This is a genomic window from Jiangella sp. DSM 45060 (genome assembly GCF_900105175.1).
Lineage (GTDB): Bacteria > Actinomycetota > Actinomycetes > Jiangellales > Jiangellaceae > Jiangella.
Window position 1 is genome coordinate 4,848,892 of record NZ_LT629771.1, and the last position, 17,565, is coordinate 4,866,456.

The 17,565-nt window shown below is 72.0% G+C and carries 8 protein-coding genes; 1 reads left to right on the forward strand and 7 read right to left on the reverse strand.

Features of this window, described 5'->3' with window-relative positions; translation table 11 throughout:
* Positions 1 to 90: 90 nt before the first annotated feature.
* The 7 genes from BLU82_RS21530 to BLU82_RS21560 form a co-directional block, all read right to left on the reverse strand.
* Positions 91 to 4,299, reverse strand: a complete 4,209-nt coding sequence (locus tag BLU82_RS21530; protein ID WP_092623114.1) for a GDSL-type esterase/lipase family protein — start codon at positions 4,297 to 4,299, stop codon at positions 91 to 93.
* The gene (locus BLU82_RS21535; protein WP_172885665.1) at positions 4,296 to 7,349 is read right to left on the reverse strand and encodes a TIM-barrel domain-containing protein; all 3,054 of its coding nucleotides are present in this window, start codon (positions 7,347 to 7,349) and stop codon (positions 4,296 to 4,298) included. The genes BLU82_RS21530 and BLU82_RS21535 overlap by 4 nt, the downstream gene beginning before the upstream one ends.
* Positions 7,339 to 9,897 (reverse strand): BNR-4 repeat-containing protein, encoded by a 2,559-nt coding sequence (locus tag BLU82_RS21540; RefSeq protein WP_172885666.1) that lies wholly within the window; start codon positions 9,895 to 9,897, stop codon positions 7,339 to 7,341. Before BLU82_RS21540 ends, BLU82_RS21535 begins: the two co-directional genes overlap by 11 nt.
* Positions 9,898 to 9,947: 50 nt before the next feature.
* Positions 9,948 to 13,214 carry a hypothetical protein gene (locus BLU82_RS21545; RefSeq protein ID WP_157741173.1) on the reverse strand — a complete coding sequence of 1,089 codons (3,267 nt, stop codon included), beginning with the start codon at positions 13,212 to 13,214 and terminating at the stop codon, positions 9,948 to 9,950.
* A 73-nt stretch (positions 13,215 to 13,287) separates the two neighbouring features.
* Positions 13,288 to 14,601, reverse strand: a complete 1,314-nt coding sequence (locus tag BLU82_RS21550; protein ID WP_092623118.1) for an ABC transporter substrate-binding protein — start codon at positions 14,599 to 14,601, stop codon at positions 13,288 to 13,290.
* A gap of 29 nt (positions 14,602 to 14,630) precedes the next feature.
* A complete protein-coding gene (locus tag BLU82_RS21555) occupies positions 14,631 to 15,542 on the reverse strand; it encodes a carbohydrate ABC transporter permease (RefSeq protein WP_092623119.1) in 912 nt (303 codons plus the stop codon).
* The gene (locus tag BLU82_RS21560; RefSeq protein ID WP_092623120.1) at positions 15,539 to 16,483 is read right to left on the reverse strand and encodes a carbohydrate ABC transporter permease; all 945 of its coding nucleotides are present in this window, start codon (positions 16,481 to 16,483) and stop codon (positions 15,539 to 15,541) included. The genes BLU82_RS21555 and BLU82_RS21560 overlap by 4 nt, the downstream gene beginning before the upstream one ends.
* 108 nt (positions 16,484 to 16,591) lie before the next feature.
* Here BLU82_RS21560 and BLU82_RS21565 point away from each other — a divergent pair, with 108 nt between their 5' ends.
* Positions 16,592 to 17,401: an IclR family transcriptional regulator gene (locus BLU82_RS21565; RefSeq protein WP_092623121.1), complete on the forward strand. Its 810-nt coding sequence runs from the start codon at positions 16,592 to 16,594 to the stop codon at positions 17,399 to 17,401.
* Positions 17,402 to 17,565: the final 164 nt, after the last annotated feature.

A 17,565-nucleotide genomic window follows, 5' to 3' on the forward strand; every position in this document is an offset into this window, starting at 1 on the left:
CCTCCTCGGGCGTCGAACGGGTGGCTCAGGCGAGGGACGGGGGGACGCGACGTCTGGCGGGCACGGGGCGACGCCGTCCGGCGCCACCGGTCAGCTGGTCGCCTGCGGGGTCAGCAGCGCGAGGTCGACCACCTCCGCCAGCCGTTCCCGCCCGGCGTCGCTGGGGTGCAGGTGGTCGCCCTTGTCGTACGCGGGCAGCAGTCGTTCCGGGTCGGCGGGGTCGCGCAGCGCGGCATCGAAGTCGACGACGCCGTCGAAGCCGCTGTACGTGCGCAGGAACTCGTTGACCTCCTGGCGCACGGCTTCCTTCGCCGGCGTGTAGGTCGCCGCACCGCCGATCGGCGTCAGCGTGGCGACGACGATCCGCAGCCCGCGGGCGTGCGCACGGTCGGCGATCTCGCGGTAGCCCTCGATCAGCGGGGCCGACTCGGTCACGCTGCGCGACACGTCGTTAATGCCCTCGAACAACAGCACGGTGTGCACACCAGGCTGGTCCAGGGCGTCTCGGTCCAGGCGGTCCAGTACGCGCGGCCCGTAGCCGTCGAACAGGATCCGGTTGCCCGACATCCCGGCGTTGAGCACCGCCGACTGCTCGGCCACCGGCAACTCCAGGATCCGGCGGGCCAGGTGGTCGGGCCAGCGCAGATTGGTGTCGGGCACGTCACCGCCGCCGTCGGTCAGCGAGTCACCGACGATGGCGATCGCTCCGGCCGCCTCGGTGCTGTCGAAGGAGACGCGGTCCAGCCAGAACCAGTGCTCCAACTCGTCGGTGAAGGCGGCTGCACCGGTCTCGGCGGCGTGCTGGCCGCCGGCCAGGTACGTCGTCGCGGTCGGCCGCAGGTGCCCGGTGACCGTCGGCACCGACCCGGGCACGTACGCGCTGACGACGACGTCCGATGCCGGTGCCCAGTTGCCGGACACGGGGTCGCTGACCACCGAGCCGCCGGCCGGCACCGTCACCGTCGCCTGGCCGCCGAAGGTGACCGGCCGGACACTGCCCTCGACCACCTCGGCGCCGTCCTGCTGAGCACCCACCGTCACCTCGCCGAACGTGACCGGCGTGAGGCCGAAGGCGTTGGTGAGCCGGAGCCGCAGGTCGTCGCCGCCGATACTCGTGCGCACCACCATGCGCACCGTCTGGTTCTCGATCCGCACGTCCTCGAGCAGCGACGACGACGCCGTCCAGGTGCCGGTGCCCGGGTGCGGCGGCTCCTCGACGACCGGGGAGAACCGCACGGCGTCGGCGCGCGCGTTCCCGGGCGCGTCGCCGACGGTCAGCGTGACCGAGCCGAGCCGGTCCGCGCTGAACTCGTACTCACCGAGCGAGACCCAGCGCCCGCCGTCCGCCCGCTGGTCGAGCACGGTGTCGGACTCGCCGCCGGCATGGCTCACGGTGAAGGTGGCGGCCGACGTGCTGTTGGTGTGCGCCGGGAACCACACCGAGACGTCGTAGTTGCCGTCCAGCAGTGTCGCGGACCAGGTCGCGGTCGAGCCGTCGGTCGTGCTGAAACGGGACCGGGAGCCGTCGAACCCGGCCAGGCTGCTGCCGGCCCACGTGCCGGTCTCGGCGTACGCCGGCGTGTCCGGGTCGCAGGTCGGCGGCGAACCCTCGTCGGTGACGGTGACGACCGCCGGGCCGCCGCCGGGAGCGGTGACGACCACCGGTTCGGACACCGGTCCCGCGCCGGCGGTGTTCACCGCGGCGACGGTGTAGGTGCCGGCCGCCTGGTCCAGGCTGCCGAGGCCCAGGGAGGTGCCGGTCGTGCTGCCGATCAGGCCCTCGGCGCACATGGCGGCCTCGGACACCTCCACGACGTACGCACGAGCGCCGGGCACCGCGTCCCAGCTCAGCGTCACCTGTCCGTCGTCGCCGATCTCGGCGCTCACGCCGGCCGGTGCGACCGCCGGGGCCGCGGTCTCGACCGGCAGCGAGTGCGCGGCCCGGCCACCGCCGCTGAGCACGTAGTCGTGCCCGGGCTCGAACGCGAACCGGAACGCGCCGGTGACGTCGTCGACCTCGAACGGCACGGCCTCGCCGGTGGTGCGGTCGGCGATCCGCAGCGCGGCGGGGTCCCAGCCGGTGTTGGCGTTGAGGATCGTGCTGTCCGCGGCGCCGTCGGTCCACTCGTACCGCGACGCACGCGCCACCGGGTAGACCTCGGCGGTGAACCCGGTGACGTCGCCGGCCTCGGACCGGTCGCGGGTCACCAGCACGCCCTTGCCGCCCACGAACGCGGGCACCCGGTCGGTGCCGACGGCGTAGTCCTCCAGCGTGCGTGGTCCGTCGAACACCGCACCCGTCGAGTAGTCGATCCACCGACCCTCGGGCAGGTAGACGTCGCGGGTCTGCGCGGTGTCGAAGTCGGCCCCGAACACGGGCGCGGCCAGCAGCGATTCGCCGAACATCCACTCGTACTGCCGGGTCTCGTCGTTCACCAGGCCGTAGGTGGCGGGGTCGTCCGGGTACGCGACGGGCAGCGGCGTCATGGCGGACGGGTAGCCCGTCGCGTGGCCGTCGAGCACGGCGTCGTACACGTACGGGTGCAGGGCGTCGTGCCACAGCGCGAGGTCGCGCACCTGCTCCGCGTAGTCGGCCCGGCCCAGCTCCCACGGCCCCTTGCCGAACGCGAGCACCGGCGTGAGCGCGTTGAACTGCGCGTTGCGCATGAAGTAGTCCATGTACGCGGGGTCGGTCAGCGACGGGCCAGGGGTGCCGCCGACGTAGTCCGGGTACAGGTTGCCGGCGCCGCTCGCGGCCATGTTGAGCAGGTTCACCGGCATGCGGTCCGGGTCCTCGTGGAACACCTCGCCGGTGCCGTAGATGGTGTCGTTGATGCGGATGATGTCGCCGGGCACCGAGTACGCCGCGTTGCGCACCATCAGCAGGTCGCCGGCCTCGGCCAGGGCGGTCTGCACCGGGTTCCAGTTGCCGTCGAGGTGGAGGTCGGGCTCGTAGAGCATGGTGTCCTCCTTCCACCCGTCGACGCCCCACGCGCGCATCCGCTCGACGTACCACTCGACGGCGTCCTCGTTCGAGCCGTCGAGCACGTAGCTCGGGCCGCTGGGGAACTGCGCCCGGGTCACGACCGTCGGTGTCCCGTCGGCGTCCTGCAGGAGGAAGCCCGCTGCGGTGGCTTCCTCCGTGAACGGCCCGTCATGGACCGGGTTGTGGTTGCCACCGTCGGCCGGGAGCGCCTTGACGTTGTTCCGTGCTCCCAGCAGCAGGTCGAGGCCGTTGTCCGAGAACAGTGCCTTGAGCCGGTCCGGGTCCGGGTAGCGCGGGTTCGGCAGGCCGGGCTGGGCGTCCTCACGCCCCGGTTCCTCGGTGTCGTCCCACATGCCGAAGCTGTTGGTCGTGCCCTCCGCGGGGCGGCCGCGCGGGCCGGGCCAGAAGCCGGAGCCGACGACGCCCCAGCCCAGCGGGTAGCCGTGGTCGAGGAAGCCCTGCACGGTCTCCTCGACCGAGGTCTGGTAGGTGTTCCAGGCCAGCGCGCCGTAGGCCTCCCAGCCCAGCTCGAACAGGTCCGGCCGCGGCTCGACGTCGGTGTAGCCGTGCTCGACGCGCGCCTCGCGGTAGTCGGCGTAGACCCGCTTCAGGTCGCCGGCCAGGAAGTAGTGCACGGCGTCGACGCGGTCCACGCCCGCGACGCCCAGGCGGTTCTCCGTGTCCGTCAGCGCGACCCGCTTCTGGCCCTCGTCGAACAGCACCTGCGCCACGCCCTGCGCGGGGAACACCATGAACGTGCTGATGTAGCGCTTGCACGAGCCCTGGTTGGTGAGGTTGTCCAGGACGATCCCGGTGAGCTCCAGCGTCGGGCGCGCCTCGACCTTGCCGCTGCACGGCGTGCCCTGGTCGGGCTGGCCGTCGGCGTGCGCGCCGTAGTCGCCCAGCCCGTAGGCGGGGCCGGCGGCCGCCGTGCGCAGGTCGACGGTCGCGTCGTCGACCTCGTCGACGGTCATCCGCACGGTGGTGGCCGACGGGTGCACGTGCACGCGCACCGTCGTGCCGTCCTCCAGCTCGACGTCCAGCACCGCGGTCGCGGCGTTCGGGTTGCTGACGAGGTCGGCGTCGACGGCGTCGACGCCGTCCACGCGCAGGCCGGATTCCGGGTGCGGCGGGAGAGTGGCCCGCCCGGCGGTGTCGGTGAAGCCGTAGCGGAATCCGTCGGGGTCGATCGTCATCGTGTAGGTGTCGCCGCGCAGCACGATGGCGTCGCCGGTGCCGGTGGCCGCGGCCGGGGCGGCGGCGCCGGCCAGCGTCAGGGCCAGGGTCGTCAGGAACGCCGCCGGGCGGCTCATCGGGCCACCTCCGACCGCGCCGCCGCCGCGAGGACCGCCTGGTGTTCGGTGCGGCTCAACAACCCGTCGGCCCGCCAGCGATCCGCCACGTCGACGACCGCCCGGACGAACGCGCCGTGCCCGTCGAACGGACCGGCCGCCCGGACCTCGTCCAGGAACGTGCAGCCGTTGCCGCCGTCGCGGTTCGGCACGCCGGAGTCCTGGTCGCCGAAGACGATGGTGCCGCCGGCGGGGTCGCCGTCCGGGCAGGCGTCGTCGAGCACCTGGTAGTCGTGGCCGGCGACGACGGCGAACACGACGGCGCCGGTGACGGCGTCGCGCTCGGCCGGCACTTCGGCACCGGTCGTGGTGTCGAGCACACGGACTGCGTCCCAGCCGGTGTTCGCGGCGGTGATGTCCGAGGTCGTCTCGCCGTCGGCGGCGGTGTAGGTGTAGCGCGCGTCCCGCGGCGCGACCGGGTAGACCTCGGCCACCACGGCGCCGTCACGCTGCGCCGTCAGGATGCCGGTGCCGCCGACGAACGCCGGGACCTTGCCGACCGGCTGCGGGTGGTCCTCGAGCGTGACCGGCCCGGTGTGGCGCTCGCCGGTCTCGAGGTCCATCCACTCGCCCGCCGGCAGGTAGACGTCGCGCGCCTGCGCCGTGGTGACGTCGGACCCGAACAGCGGGTGGACCAGCAGCGACGGGCCGAGCATCCACTGGTACTGCTTGGCGCCGTAGGACACGAGGTCGTAGGTCGCCGGGTCGTCGGGGTAGGCGATCGGCAGCGGCGTGGCGGTCGACGGGAAGCCGGTGCGCATGCTCTCCGCGGCCGCGCTGTAGATGTAGGGCAGATAGCGGTCGTGCCAGCGGGCCGCCTTCAGCGTGGCGTCGCGCAGCCGCGGGTCGGAGATGCGCCACGGCTCGTTGCCGAACGACATCGACGGCGACACCGCGGCGAACATCGCGTTGCGGGCGAGGAAGACCTGCTTGTCGTGGTTGGTCTCGAGGTCGGGCATCGGCCGGCCGCCGACGATGTCGGGATAGAAGTTCGGCTGCCCGCTGGCGGCGTACGCCAGGCTGTTCACGACGGTCCGGTCGCGGTCGGCCACGCCGTGGTTGTAGTCGGTGTCGTTGATCCGCAGGATCGAGCCGGGCACCGAGTACGCGGAGTTGCGCACCATCACCAGGTCGCCGCGCTCGGCGAACTCCTCGTTGACGGCGTTGACCAGGGCGCTGTCGTAGAAGTCGTTGTCGCCGCCGACGAACATGTGGTCCTCCTTGTAGCCGTCGGCGCCCCACAGCTCCATGAGGTCGGCGAACCACGAGACGGCCTCGGCGTCGTCGGGGTCGACGAGATAGATCGGCGAGCCCGGGAAGTTCGGCGTCGTGAAGACCTTCGCCTCGCCCGGCGCGTCCTCGATGAAGTAGCCCTTCTCCAGACCCTCGAGGACCCACGGCCCGTCCAGCGCGGGGTCGTACTTCCCGCCGTCCTCGGGCAGCGCCTTGAAGCTCTGCCGCAGGCCCAGGATGAGGTCGATGCCGCGCTCGGCGAAGAACTCCTTGTAGGCGTCCGGGTCGGGGTACTTCTCGCCCCACATCCCGAAGCTCGACGTCGTGCCCTGGCCGCCGTCGGGGCCGTAGGGCCAGAAGCCCGACCCGGTGACGGCCCAGCGCAGCGGGTAGCCCTCGTCGAGGTAGCGGGTCACCGACTGCGTGATCGTCTGCTGGTTGGTGTTGTAGGCCAGCGCGCCGTAGGACTCGTAGCCGACGCCGAAGAAGTCGTAGTCGGGTGCGGCGTCGACGTAGCCGGCGTCGGCCCGCGCGTCCTGGTACGCCGCGTACACCGTGGGCAGGTCACCGAAGAAGTAGCGCAGGTCCGGCAGCGCCGCCGCGTGCACGCCGAGCGCCGTCGCGTCGGCGTCGACCTGGGCGCTCATCCGGCCGCGGTCGAAGACGACCTGGGCGAGGCCGCGGTCGGGGAAGACGGTGAACGTGCTGACGAACCGGTACACGGGCCCGCCGTTCTGCCCATAGATCTCGTCGAAGTCCGAGCCGTAGACGTTGAGGTTGCGCGACCGGGCGCCGCCATCGTCGCCCAGCCCGTAGGCCGGGTTCATGCCGCCCGCGACCTGCGCGACGATGCGGCCGACGGCGTCCGCGGCGGGCCCGGTGGGCACGACGGACAGCCCCAGCGTGTCGTCCTCGGGACGCACCGTCACCGTCGCCGGCAGGCCGTCGGCGAAGACCACCCGCAGCGTGACGCCGTCGTCGGTGGCCTCCGTGACCTCGGTCGAGACCACGCCACACAGCTCCCCGCCGTCCGGGCCGCTGAGCAGGCCCGACTCCGGGTGCGCGGCCGCCACCCGCTCGTCGCCGCGGTACAGGGCGTACCGGAACCCGGCCCGCTCGATCCGCATCGCCCAGGCCTCGGTCTCGACGGCGACCCGATCCGGCGTCTCGGTGAGCGTGTAGCCGGCGAACTCGCGGGTCGTGGGCTCGCCCGGCGGCGCGGGGTCCGGCGCCAGGTCGCACCGCGGCAGCGACAGCCGGATCGCGTCGGTGCGGGTGATGGCGCCGGCGGTGACCGCCGTGACGGTGACGCGCACCTCCTCGCCGGCCTCGCCCTCCACCGTGCCGACCGGGCGCCACGACCCGCCGCCGGTGGACTGGTCGAACGTGACCGGCTCGGCCGCACCGGTCCAGCCGTACGTCATCACCTTGTCGTTCTCGGTGGACGCGGTGTACCAGGCGTCGAGCTGGTAGCTGCCGTCGGCCGGCAACTCCAGCGTCCACGTCGCCGTGGCGCCGGCCTCGCGGGTGTAGCGCGTGCGACCGCCCTGGTACCCGGGGTCGCGCGCCTGCGCCCAGGTCCCGGTCTCGGTGTACGAGGCGTGCGTGGTCGTGGCGACGACCTCGCTGGCGGGCGCGGCCGCCGCGGTCTCGCCGGCCGGCGGCCCGGCCACCCCGGCCAGACCCAGCACCAGGGCGCCCACAGCGCCGGCAGCGAGCATCCGGTGCTGTCGAGTCCGTCCGGTCTTCCGGTCCGTCATCGCGGTGTCATTCAGCATCGTCGTGGCCTTCGAGCTCTGGTTGACCGGACCCCTGCGGCTGGAAGCGGACCGCGTTGGCGCGGTGGTGACCAGCGGCGACGGAGGTCAGCGTCACCGAGCCGGCACTGCCCGCGTCGAACTCCCACTCCCCCAGCAGGTGCCAGGTGTTCGCGGTCTGCTGTTGATCGACCACCAGCTGCGCGGTGCCACCGGCGTGCCGCACCGTGAACTGCGCCTCGGTGGTGTTCGTCGCGGCGGCGGGGTACCAGGCGTAGACCTGGTATCTCCCGGCCTGTGGTAGCTCAGGCGTCCAGGTCGCGCTCGCGCCGGTGCCGCCCTGGGTGTAGCGGGTGGTGCTGCCGGCATGGCCGACGAGGCCGCTGGCAGCCCACGGACCGGCCTCGGTGTAGTGCGGTGCGCCGTCCCCGCTGTAGACGATGCCGTCGCGCACCGGCAGGGACAGCGTCGCCTCCACATCGTGCGCGGGCGCTCTGGCCACGATCTGGAACGTCTCCGCCGCCGCGCCCGTCGCGGAGGTCACCGTTCCCGGAATCGACGTGGTCTCGTTCGGCGCCAGGTCGTAGGAGCCCTCGGCGGGCTCGAACGTCCACCCCTCGGGCGCCTGGAACTCGACCGTGCCACTCACCGGTTCGCCGGACCGGTTGGCCAGCGTCAGCTCGACGTCGGTGGAGTCGCCGGCGAACAGCAGGTACGGCGGGTTCGCCGACAGCGACATGTCCAGGGCCGGCGCGTCGTCGCGCGAGTACACCTCGACCTCGTAGATGCGGGCCAGGTGATTGACGTGCTGCAGGTTCAGCGCACGCAGCCGCAACTCGCCGGTGAAGGCCAGGTCGTCCACCCGGACGACCGCTGGGTTCGCGACGTTCCCGCTGACCTGCGCGACCTCACGCCACTCGCCGGCCACGAGCACATCGATGGCGAAGTCCTCCAGGGCGTCGGTCGTGCCGCCCTTGTAGCCGCTGTACACGCGCACCTCGTCCACCTGGATCGGCTGCTCGAAGGCCATCGTCAGCGTCGGCTCGGGGTCGCTGCGAGACGACATCCACCGGCTGTAGTCGGCCCAGCTGTTCCCGTCGACGGCGCATTCGCCGCCGCTGGTCTCGTTCAGCGCGGAACTGACCGACACCGGCGCGCCGAACGCCCAGTTCTTCCGCCCGGTGACAGGGTCCGTTCCGCCGTCGGCCGATGCGGCGTGCGCCTGGTCGGTGCTGACGGGCTCCAGCGGAACCGCGGACGCGGTCCGGCTCAGCGTGGCGAGGTACAGGGCGGGGTCCTGCGTGGGGTTCTCCAGACGGGGTGCGGCCAGGTACAGCACGTCGGTGCCGTCGGTCCTGGTGGTCGCCGCCAGCCGCTCGGTCCCCGGCGCACCGCCCAGCAATCGGGGCTGCCAGTCCGCGGCTCCGTCGTCGGAGCTGACCGTGACCTGCTTCTCGGCCACGAACACCGTGCCGCGGGTGACCTGCTCCGGTTCGCACGACGGATGCTTGATGTAGTAGATGCGCGCTGTGGCGCGATGGTGGGTCACCTCGATGGCCGCATAGCTGTTGAAGCCGCCGGCGTCGACGGTCTCCCGCACCCACTGCTGTCCGTCCCAGGCCGCCCAGCGCACTTCGAAGGCCGCCTCGCCCGGCGGCTGATAGCGGTAGGCGATTCCGGCGAGGTTCGGCGTGTGGTTGATCAGGGCGAGCCGCGCGCTCTGCACCACTCCGCCCTCGGGCTCGTAGAGGATCTCCTGGTCGGCAGGGCTCACAGGGATCTCGACGTCGCGTCCGTCGATGCCGACGAACCGGTCCTCCGCCGGCCGGTAGACCAGGTACGACCCGTAGTAGCGCAGGTTGCTGGTGCTGCCCCGCGCCCACTCCCACAGGATGTGCACGTGGCCCCGGTCGTCGATCTCGAGGTCGTCGGGATAGGGGACGTAGCCGGTCTCGACGTGGCCGGGCGTGAACACCGCCTCTCGCTGCCACGTCCGCTCGTCGACGCTCCACCGGTAGAGCCGGCCGGTGTGCCCGACTCCCGGCATGCTCACCCGCGCCATCAGGTAGACGTCGCCGCTCCTGGGCGCGGTGGCCGTCACGGGGTAGGTCACGCCGCCTTCCTGGTCCGGCAGGTCCGCGGCGTGATCGACGATCGTCGTCACCGAGCCCGGCTCCTCGGAGCGGAAGTAGCGCCAGCCGTCGTTGTGCATCGACACGAACGCATGGAGGTACCCGTCACCGTCGATGGCCAGCGACGGCTGGTTGTGCCCGATGTCGTCGACGTACTCGGCACAGGCTCCATCGGAGGTCTGCAGGCAGCCGGTGGTCCACTCCCCTGAGGGATCTCGCCGGGCCACGTGCACCTGATGCCGGTTCTCGGTGGCCGCCGGCGCGTTGAAGACCATGTACGTGCTGCCGTCGTACTCGGCCAGCGGGTGCCACCAGCCGGCCTGGTTCGAGGTGTCCATCGAGTACGGCGCCGGCTCGATGTCCAGTTCGGGCGCGACCGGCTCGGCGGCGGCCTGGGTCAGTGTCCCCGCCAGCAACAGCGAGGTGCTCAGCCCCATCGCCATCCCACGGACATAGCGGTGTCGTCGGATCCGGATCCGGCGCGTCATCAGTTCTCCCATTCCACGTCGTCGTAGATCTCGATCTCGAAGATGCGGGCGACGTCGACCTGGTCGCGGGACCGGTCGGTGACCACGACCCGGAGCTGGTCGGTGACGACCGGGTCGAGGCGCACGTCACGGCGCAGCGACCGGTTGTCCGCGACGGAGCCGACGTCGACCCAGCTGCCGTCGGCGGCGCGTGCCTGCACGGTCCAGGCGACGACGATCTGTGCGTCGAGCGTCCCGGTGTAGAGCCGCAGCAGCGCCGGCGTCGTCGGCGCGGCCAGGGTGAACGTGGCCGTCGGCCGGATGTCGCCGAGGGCGGACAGCCAGCGGCTCGCCGTCGCGGTGCGGTTGCCGTCGACCAGGTTCGAGCCCGGGTACTGCGGGGCGTAGACGGAGCTGACCTCGACCGGCCGGCCGAGGGCGAGGTTCGGGCCCAGCCGCGGGATCTCCCACCGCTGCGGCGCGGAGTAGCCGGTGACGCCGTCGGTCTCGGCGGCGACCCGCACCTCGACGGTGGCGGGCGCGCTCACGCCGCGTAGGTCGACACTCGCCGTGAGCGCGTAGCCCTCCTGCCGGGCGGTGGCGGTCCAGTCGCCGCCGTTCACCCGCCACTCGGCCCAGGTGGTCGCGTCGGCCCAGTAGGACCAGGTCAGCTCCAGCGTCGTCTCGGAGCCGACGAGGTCGAACCGGCGCAGCAGCGGGCCCTCGGGGTCGGGCTCGAGCGTCGTGCCGACCGCGACCACCGCGACGCCGTGCCCGTCGAGCCGGACCGTCCAGGCGTCCGCGTCCGGCCCGGCCGTGGCGTCGCCGGCCAGGACGTCGGTGCCGGCCCAGGTCGCGCGCTGCCCGGCGACCAGCCCGCGCGGGTCCAGCCGCACGGTCGCCGTCACGGGCTCGGGCGACTCGTTGAGAGCGACGATGAACAGCCGCGAGCCGTCGGCGGACCGGGCGGTCAGCCAGTCGACCTCGGGATCATCGACGGTGACCAGCGCGCGCGGCATCCACAGCTGCGCCTCGTGCCCGAGGATCGTGCCCGGCGCGAAGCCGTAGGGACGGTGCGAGCCGACCTTCGCGGTGCAGAAGCCGTGCGGGAACTCCACGCCGCCGCCGGTGCGCAGGTGCGCCTCGGCCAGCAGGTAGTCCATCAGCCAGCCCATGTGCCACCAGCCGTGCCAGGGGAACACGCTGGAGCCGCCGTTGCCCGCCGACCAGTAGTACGACGGGATGCCGGACAGCTCCCCGACCCACTCGTCGCGGCCGCGTGCGGCGGCCCGGGCGAGGTCGAGGAACAGCCGCCGCCCGGTCAGCTGGTGGAAGCGGACGAACGCGCCCGCGTGGCTGGCCAACGTGATCGGGCCGGCGCCGTTGACGCTGCCGTGGTACCCGGCGTGCTCGAACGGCAGGCCGGTCTGGGTGAGCTGCCAGTCCTCGACCGGGCCGCCGTTGAACGTCTTCGCCGCGCGATCGGCGATCGGGTGGTCGTAGAGGTGCAGCGTGTAGAACGTGGCGCACTGGACCGCGGCGTCGAGGTAGGCCGCCTCGCCGGTGAGGTCGTGCAGGTCGAGCAGCGCCTGGGCGGCGAAGACGACCTGGAAGTCGCGCAGCAGGCCGACGTCGTCGCACACCCCGATGAAGTCGCCTGTACGCACGGCGTGCTCGATGAACCAGTCCGCGCCGCGCCGGGCGGCCGCGAGATAGCGCTCGTCGCCCAGCACGGCGTATGCCGGCAGGAACCCGTACCAGGTGGCCCGCAGGTCCGGCAGGTCCGGGTACTTCACGGTCGCGGGGTCGTCGCGCAGGTAGCCGATGTCGAAGCCGCCGTCGTCGTGCTGCCACCGCAGGAGCCGCTCCGCGCCCTGCCGCAGGCGGTCGCGGATCTCGTCGTCGTCCGGGTCGAACAGCGCGATGTTGCCGTCGTCGGCCAGCGTGTAGAACGTGGTCATCATCGGCGAGACGTAGTCGGGCCCGTAGGTGTCCTCGCGGCCGGCCCAGACGATCTCGCTGATCCAGCGGCCGTCGCGGAAGTACTCCCCCAGCGCGGCGCCCTGGAACGGGCCCTCGGCGGTCTGCTGCTGGCCCAGTTTGAAGTTGCGCGCGTACGGCAGCCGCTCGTGCTCGAACACGGGGTCACCGGTGAGCCGGGTCATCATCCACATGGCGCCGACGTCGGAGAGCTTGCCGCTCTCGGCGCCGAGAGTCCTGCCGTCGAACTCCCAGGTGTGCCAGCGCGAGTCCGGCGTGACCAGGAAGTCGTGCATGCGGTTGATGCGGTGCGACAGCGAGTCGACGTCGCGGGCCAGCGGCAGCAGGTCCGGCAGCCGGTAAACGTCGGTCGTGACGTGCTCGGTGACCTCGGGCCAGCCGCCCGCGGTGAGGACGTACCGGAAGGTCACGCTGACCGGCTGCTCGGCCTCGAGCCAGGAGCCGCGCTGACCGAGCACCGGGGAGAACAGCGTGGGGGTCAGCGCACCGCCGAGGTCGCGCGGCGACAGGCCGACCTGCCACACCGCCTGCTCGCTGCGGTCGGCCGGCCAGGGGTCACGCGCCAGCGACGGGTCGGCGACGACGGCCAGCGTGGCGCCCGCCGTGCTCTCGACGGCGGCCACCAGGCTCGTGCTGCTGCGCTCCTCGGCCAGCAGCGGCACGGCCGGCACGCCGACGTTGTACCGGCGGCTCAGCTCGGCGTCGCCCGCGTGCGCCGACGACGTCCAGTAACCGGGCACCACCGCCCAGGCCAGCTCGTCCTCCGCGACGGTGGCCAGGGTCGGGCTGGGCAGGCTGTACCAGCCGGCCCGCCGAGGCGTCCACGTCAGCGTCACGAGCAGGTCCTGGCCGTACTCGGGATCCAGGCTCCACACCGCCGTCAGCTCACCGCTGGGGTGCACGCAACCGAACCGGACGGCGGCGCCAGAGGTTCCGGCCTCGCGGGCGCGCAGCTCCAGGTGCCGGCCGACCTGCGCGCGGCGGACGGCCTCACGGTCCGGCGCCGCGGGATCGGCGTGCATCAGCACGCCGTAACCGCCGGCCGGCGCGAACACCGTCCGCCAGCCGTCGTCGTCGCGGACCCGGACCGAACCGGTGATCCATCCACCGGCGTCGTGCACCCACTCGACCGACACCCGGTCGCCGGCGAGGGTCAACCGGCGGCCGTCGGCGGCGGCCGTCGCGATGGATCCGGGTCCGGCCACCCCCGCGGCGGCTCCGGCCACGGCTCCCGCGGCGAGGGTGATGAAACGGCGTCGGGGCAGGCGAGCACGGTGCAGGGGCATGGTGTCTCCTCGATGCGACGACGGATGATTCGACACCCCGCTACGCCCCCCGTGACGCAGTGAGGACGTGGGGTCAGACCAGGGACTGCACCGCCTCACCGGCGGCGGCCATGGCGTCGGCCGGCGACGAGCTGCCCACGAGCACGGCCTGGACCTGCTCGGCGACGGCGGACTCCATCTGGGCGTACTGCGGGAACTGCCAGAACGGGTTCACGGTGGCGGTGGCGGTGACCCGCTCGCTGAACGCGGCGGTGAACGCGTCGCCCGTGACGGCGTCGGAGTCCAGCGCCGCCTGGGTCGTGGGCGGCAGGCCGAGGTCCTCGAAGAACCCGACCGTGGTCTGCTCGTCGGAGGTGATCCACTGGGCGAACTCCGCCGCGGTGCCCGAGCCCTCGCCGTCGACGACGACGATCGCGTGACCCCAGAACAGCGCCCGCGGGTCGTCGCCGGACTGCACGACCGGGCGGGCGATCGGGTCGAGCTTCGCGCCGAAGTCGGGGTCGGGCGACTCGCCGACCACCGCGCTCTTGCCGACGATGGCGTCGTCGTACATGACGGCCCGGCCCTGGCTGAACAGCGCGCGGGCGTCGAAGCGGTCGACGTCCGGTGCGATCAGGCCCTCGTCGTAGAGCTTCTTGTACCAGGTGACCGCCTCGATGCTGGCCTCGTCGCCGATGGTGACCTGGCCGTTCTCGATCAGCGGGCTGCCGAACGTCTGCATCCAGATGAGGATGTCCTTGAGCTGCGCCACCTTGGTCGACGCGGCGTAGGGGACGATGCCGTCGCCGAGGCCCTTCAGCTCGCGCAGCAACGCCTCGAAGTCCTCGATGGTGGTCGGCGTGGTCGTGACACCGGCCTGCTGCAGCAGTTCGGTGTTCGTCACCAGGCCGATGGCGCCGATGGTCCACGGCAGGCCGTACTGCGTGCCCTCGTACTGCCCGGCCTGCAGCGCCGCGTCGGTGTAGCCGCGGCCCTCGGCGAACGAGCCGAGGTCGGTGAGCTTGCCCAGCGCGGCCAGCGCGCCGAGCCACGCGACGTCGACCTGCGCGGCGCCGGCGAACTGGCCGCCGCGGACCTGCAGCGTCAGCTGGTTGAGGTACTCGTTGTACGGGTAGGTGACCGGCGAGATCGAGATCCCGGCGTCGCCGGAGAACGAGGTGACCAGACCCTCGATGACCGGCTTCGGCGCCTCCTCGCTCAGCGACCACGACGCGAAGGAGAAGTCCTGCGCCTCGCCGCCGCTGGTCGGGGTGCTGCTGGAGCCACTGCTGGTGTCGCTGTCGTCGTTGGCCGACGGCGCGCAGGCGGCCAGGCCGCCGAGACCGACGGCGCCCGCGCCCACGCCCATCAACTGGAGCAGGCGGCGGCGGGAGTAGGTGGCGCTCATGGTACCTCCGAGGAAGACTGAAGGACTGATCAGCCCTTGACCGCGCCGGCGGTGATGCCGCCGACGAGATAGCGCTGCAGGACGATGAAGCCGATGACGACGGGCAGCGACACGACCAGCGACGCCGCCATGAGTTGCGGCCAGGCCGTCTGGGCCTCGCCGACGAACGTGTTCACCAGGCCGGGCGGCAGCGTCTGCTTGTCCGGGCCGGCCAGGGTGAGGGCGAAGATGAAGTCGTTCCAGCCGCGGACGAACGCGAACAGGCCGGCGGCCACGAGGCCCGGCGCCGACAACGGCAGGACGACGGAGTGGATGATGCGCATCCGGGACGCGCCGTCGACCCGGGCGGCCTCGATCAGCTCGTCGGGGATGGTGTCGAAGAACCCCTTGAGCATCCAGACGCACAGCGGGAGCGTGAACGTCGTGAACGACAGGATCAGCGCCGCGTAGCTGTTGAGCAGCCCGTACGCGCTGAACACCGCGTACAGCGTGACCAGCAGGAGCGCCTGCGGGAACATCTGCGACGACAGCACCAGGTACATCAGCGAGCGCCGGCCGCGGTAGCGGAACTTCGAGAACGAGTAGCCCATGTAGGCCGACACCAGGACGCTGAGCACCGCGGTGACGACGGAGACGATGACGCTGTTCACGAGGTAGCGGAACAGGTCGGGGTTGTCGGCGAGGTCCGCGTAGTGCTCGAACGTGATGTCGGCCGGGATGAACGACGGCGGGTACTGGAACACCTGGTCCTGCGGGCTCAGCGAGGTCGCCAGCAGCCAGTAGGCCGGCAGCAGCGCGAACCCGCCGAACACGACGATGGCGACCCAGGCCGAGACGCGCGGTCCGCGCCGGTCGCGCGGCGAGCGGCGGCGCCGCTTCCGGCCCGGCGCGCCGGGGGCGGCGGTGGCCGGGGACGGGCGGGTGGACGTGGTCACGCTCACTCCTGCTCACCTCGTTCGGAGAAGCGGACGTAGATGACCACCAGCACCAGCAGGATGATCATCCAGAGCAGGCCGAGCGCCCCGGCACGGCCGAGGTCGAAGCCGCGGAACGCGGTCTCGTACACGGAGGTGGCGAACGTCTGCGTCGTGCCGGCGGGGCCGCCGCCGGTGAGCACGTAGATGATGTCGAAGTGCTGGAAGTTCCAGATGAACTCCAGCAGCAGCACCAGCCCCACGATGCCCTTGAGATGCGGCAGCGTGATGGCGAAGAACCGCCTGATGGTGCCGGCGCCGTCGACCTCGGCCGCCTCGTGCAGGTCCGGCGGCACCGTCTGCAGGCCGGCCAGCAGCATGACCATCATCCAGGGGAAGCTGGCCCACGTCTTGGCGATGATGACGGCGGCCATCGCGGTGCCCGGCTCGGCCAGCCAGGCGCGCGGCTCGTCGATGATGCCGAGCCCTTCGAGCAGCCCGTTCGCCACGCCGTAGTTGGCGTTGAAGATCCACATCCACAGGAACGAGACGACGACGCCGGGCACCAGCCACGGCACCAGCAGGACGCCGCGGAAGACCTTCTGCCCGCGCAGCCCGGTGTTCAACGCGAGCGCCAGACCGAAGCCGATGACGAACGGCAGCAGCGTGCTGCCCAGCGTGAACACGAGCGTCTGCCGGAAGATGCGCCAGAAGTCGCTCTCGAGGACGGCCTGGACGTTGTCGAGGCCCACGAACTCGCGCCCGGGTATCACCAGGCTCTGCTCGAAGAACGCGGTGACGAGCGCCGACACCAGCGGATAGAGCACCACGGCCACGAGAAGGGCCAGTCCGGGCAGCGTGAGCGCCACCGCGAACGCGCCGTCGCCGACCCGTCGCGGTGCCGTCGTCGAGGGCGCGTCGATGCTCGTTACGCCCGCTCGACCTGGTTCCACAATGCCCCCATGCATCGGGTGGAGATGGAATGCAACATGTGCATACACTACGCACATGTTGTTAGGTGTCAAGCGTGTGTTTCAGGCGCTGGTCAAAACGGTGACCTCGGACGGGAGCCGACGATGACTCCGCGCGTACGCGGGCGCGAGACCGCGGGCGGGACGCAGAGCGTCGAGCGTGCGCTGTCGCTGCTCTCGGCCTTCTCCGAGGAGCACCCCCAGCTGCGCGTCTCCGAGCTCGTCGCGGCCACGGGGCTCGGCCAGTCGACCGTGTCGAGGCTGGCCGGCGCCCTCGTCGGTCTGGGCTTCCTCACCCACGACGGTCGCAGCAACCTCTACGGCATCGGCCCGCGCCTGGTGCCGCTGGCCGCGATCGGGCTCAACGAGTCGCCGGTGCACCAGCAGTCGCGCCAGCTCGTCCAGGAGCTGGCCGCCAGGCTCGGGCTGGGGGTCAACGTCGCCGAACGGCACGACGACGCCCTCTTCTATCTGTGCAACTTCGAGGGCCGGCTGGCGCCGCGGCCCTCGACGCTGATCGGCCGCGGCGGGCCCCTGCACGCGACGGCTCTGGGCAAGGCGCTGATCAGCGAGCTGCCGCCGGACGCCGTCGACGAGCTGCTCGGCGCCAGCTACGCCCGGTACACACCGCGCACCATCACCACGCCGGCCGCGCTGGCCGAGGCGCTAGCCGAGGTGCGCGACCGCGGCTTCGCCACCGAACTGGAGGAGCTGGCGTTCGGCCGGACCTGCCTCGCGGCGCCCATCCGCGACCGCACCGGCCGCGTCGTCGCCGCGCTGTCGGTGTCGGGTCCGCTGACCGCGATGAACCTGCCGCGGCGTCAGGACGAGCTGGCGATGACGGTGATCGAGCAGGCCGACCGCATCTCCTCCGCCCTGGGCTACCACGCCGCGCCCACCGGCGGTCGGCTATAGTTCGATCCGTGATCACGGTCCGTCGGTATTCGTATTTTGCGCAGGCTCCGGGTGGAGCCGGGCGTGTCATGCACTGACCGACGAACCACCCGGAGCCAGCTGGGCAGAGACGTCTCGTCTCTGCCCTTCGTCATGAGACGGGCCGGCTCGGTGGTGATCCGACG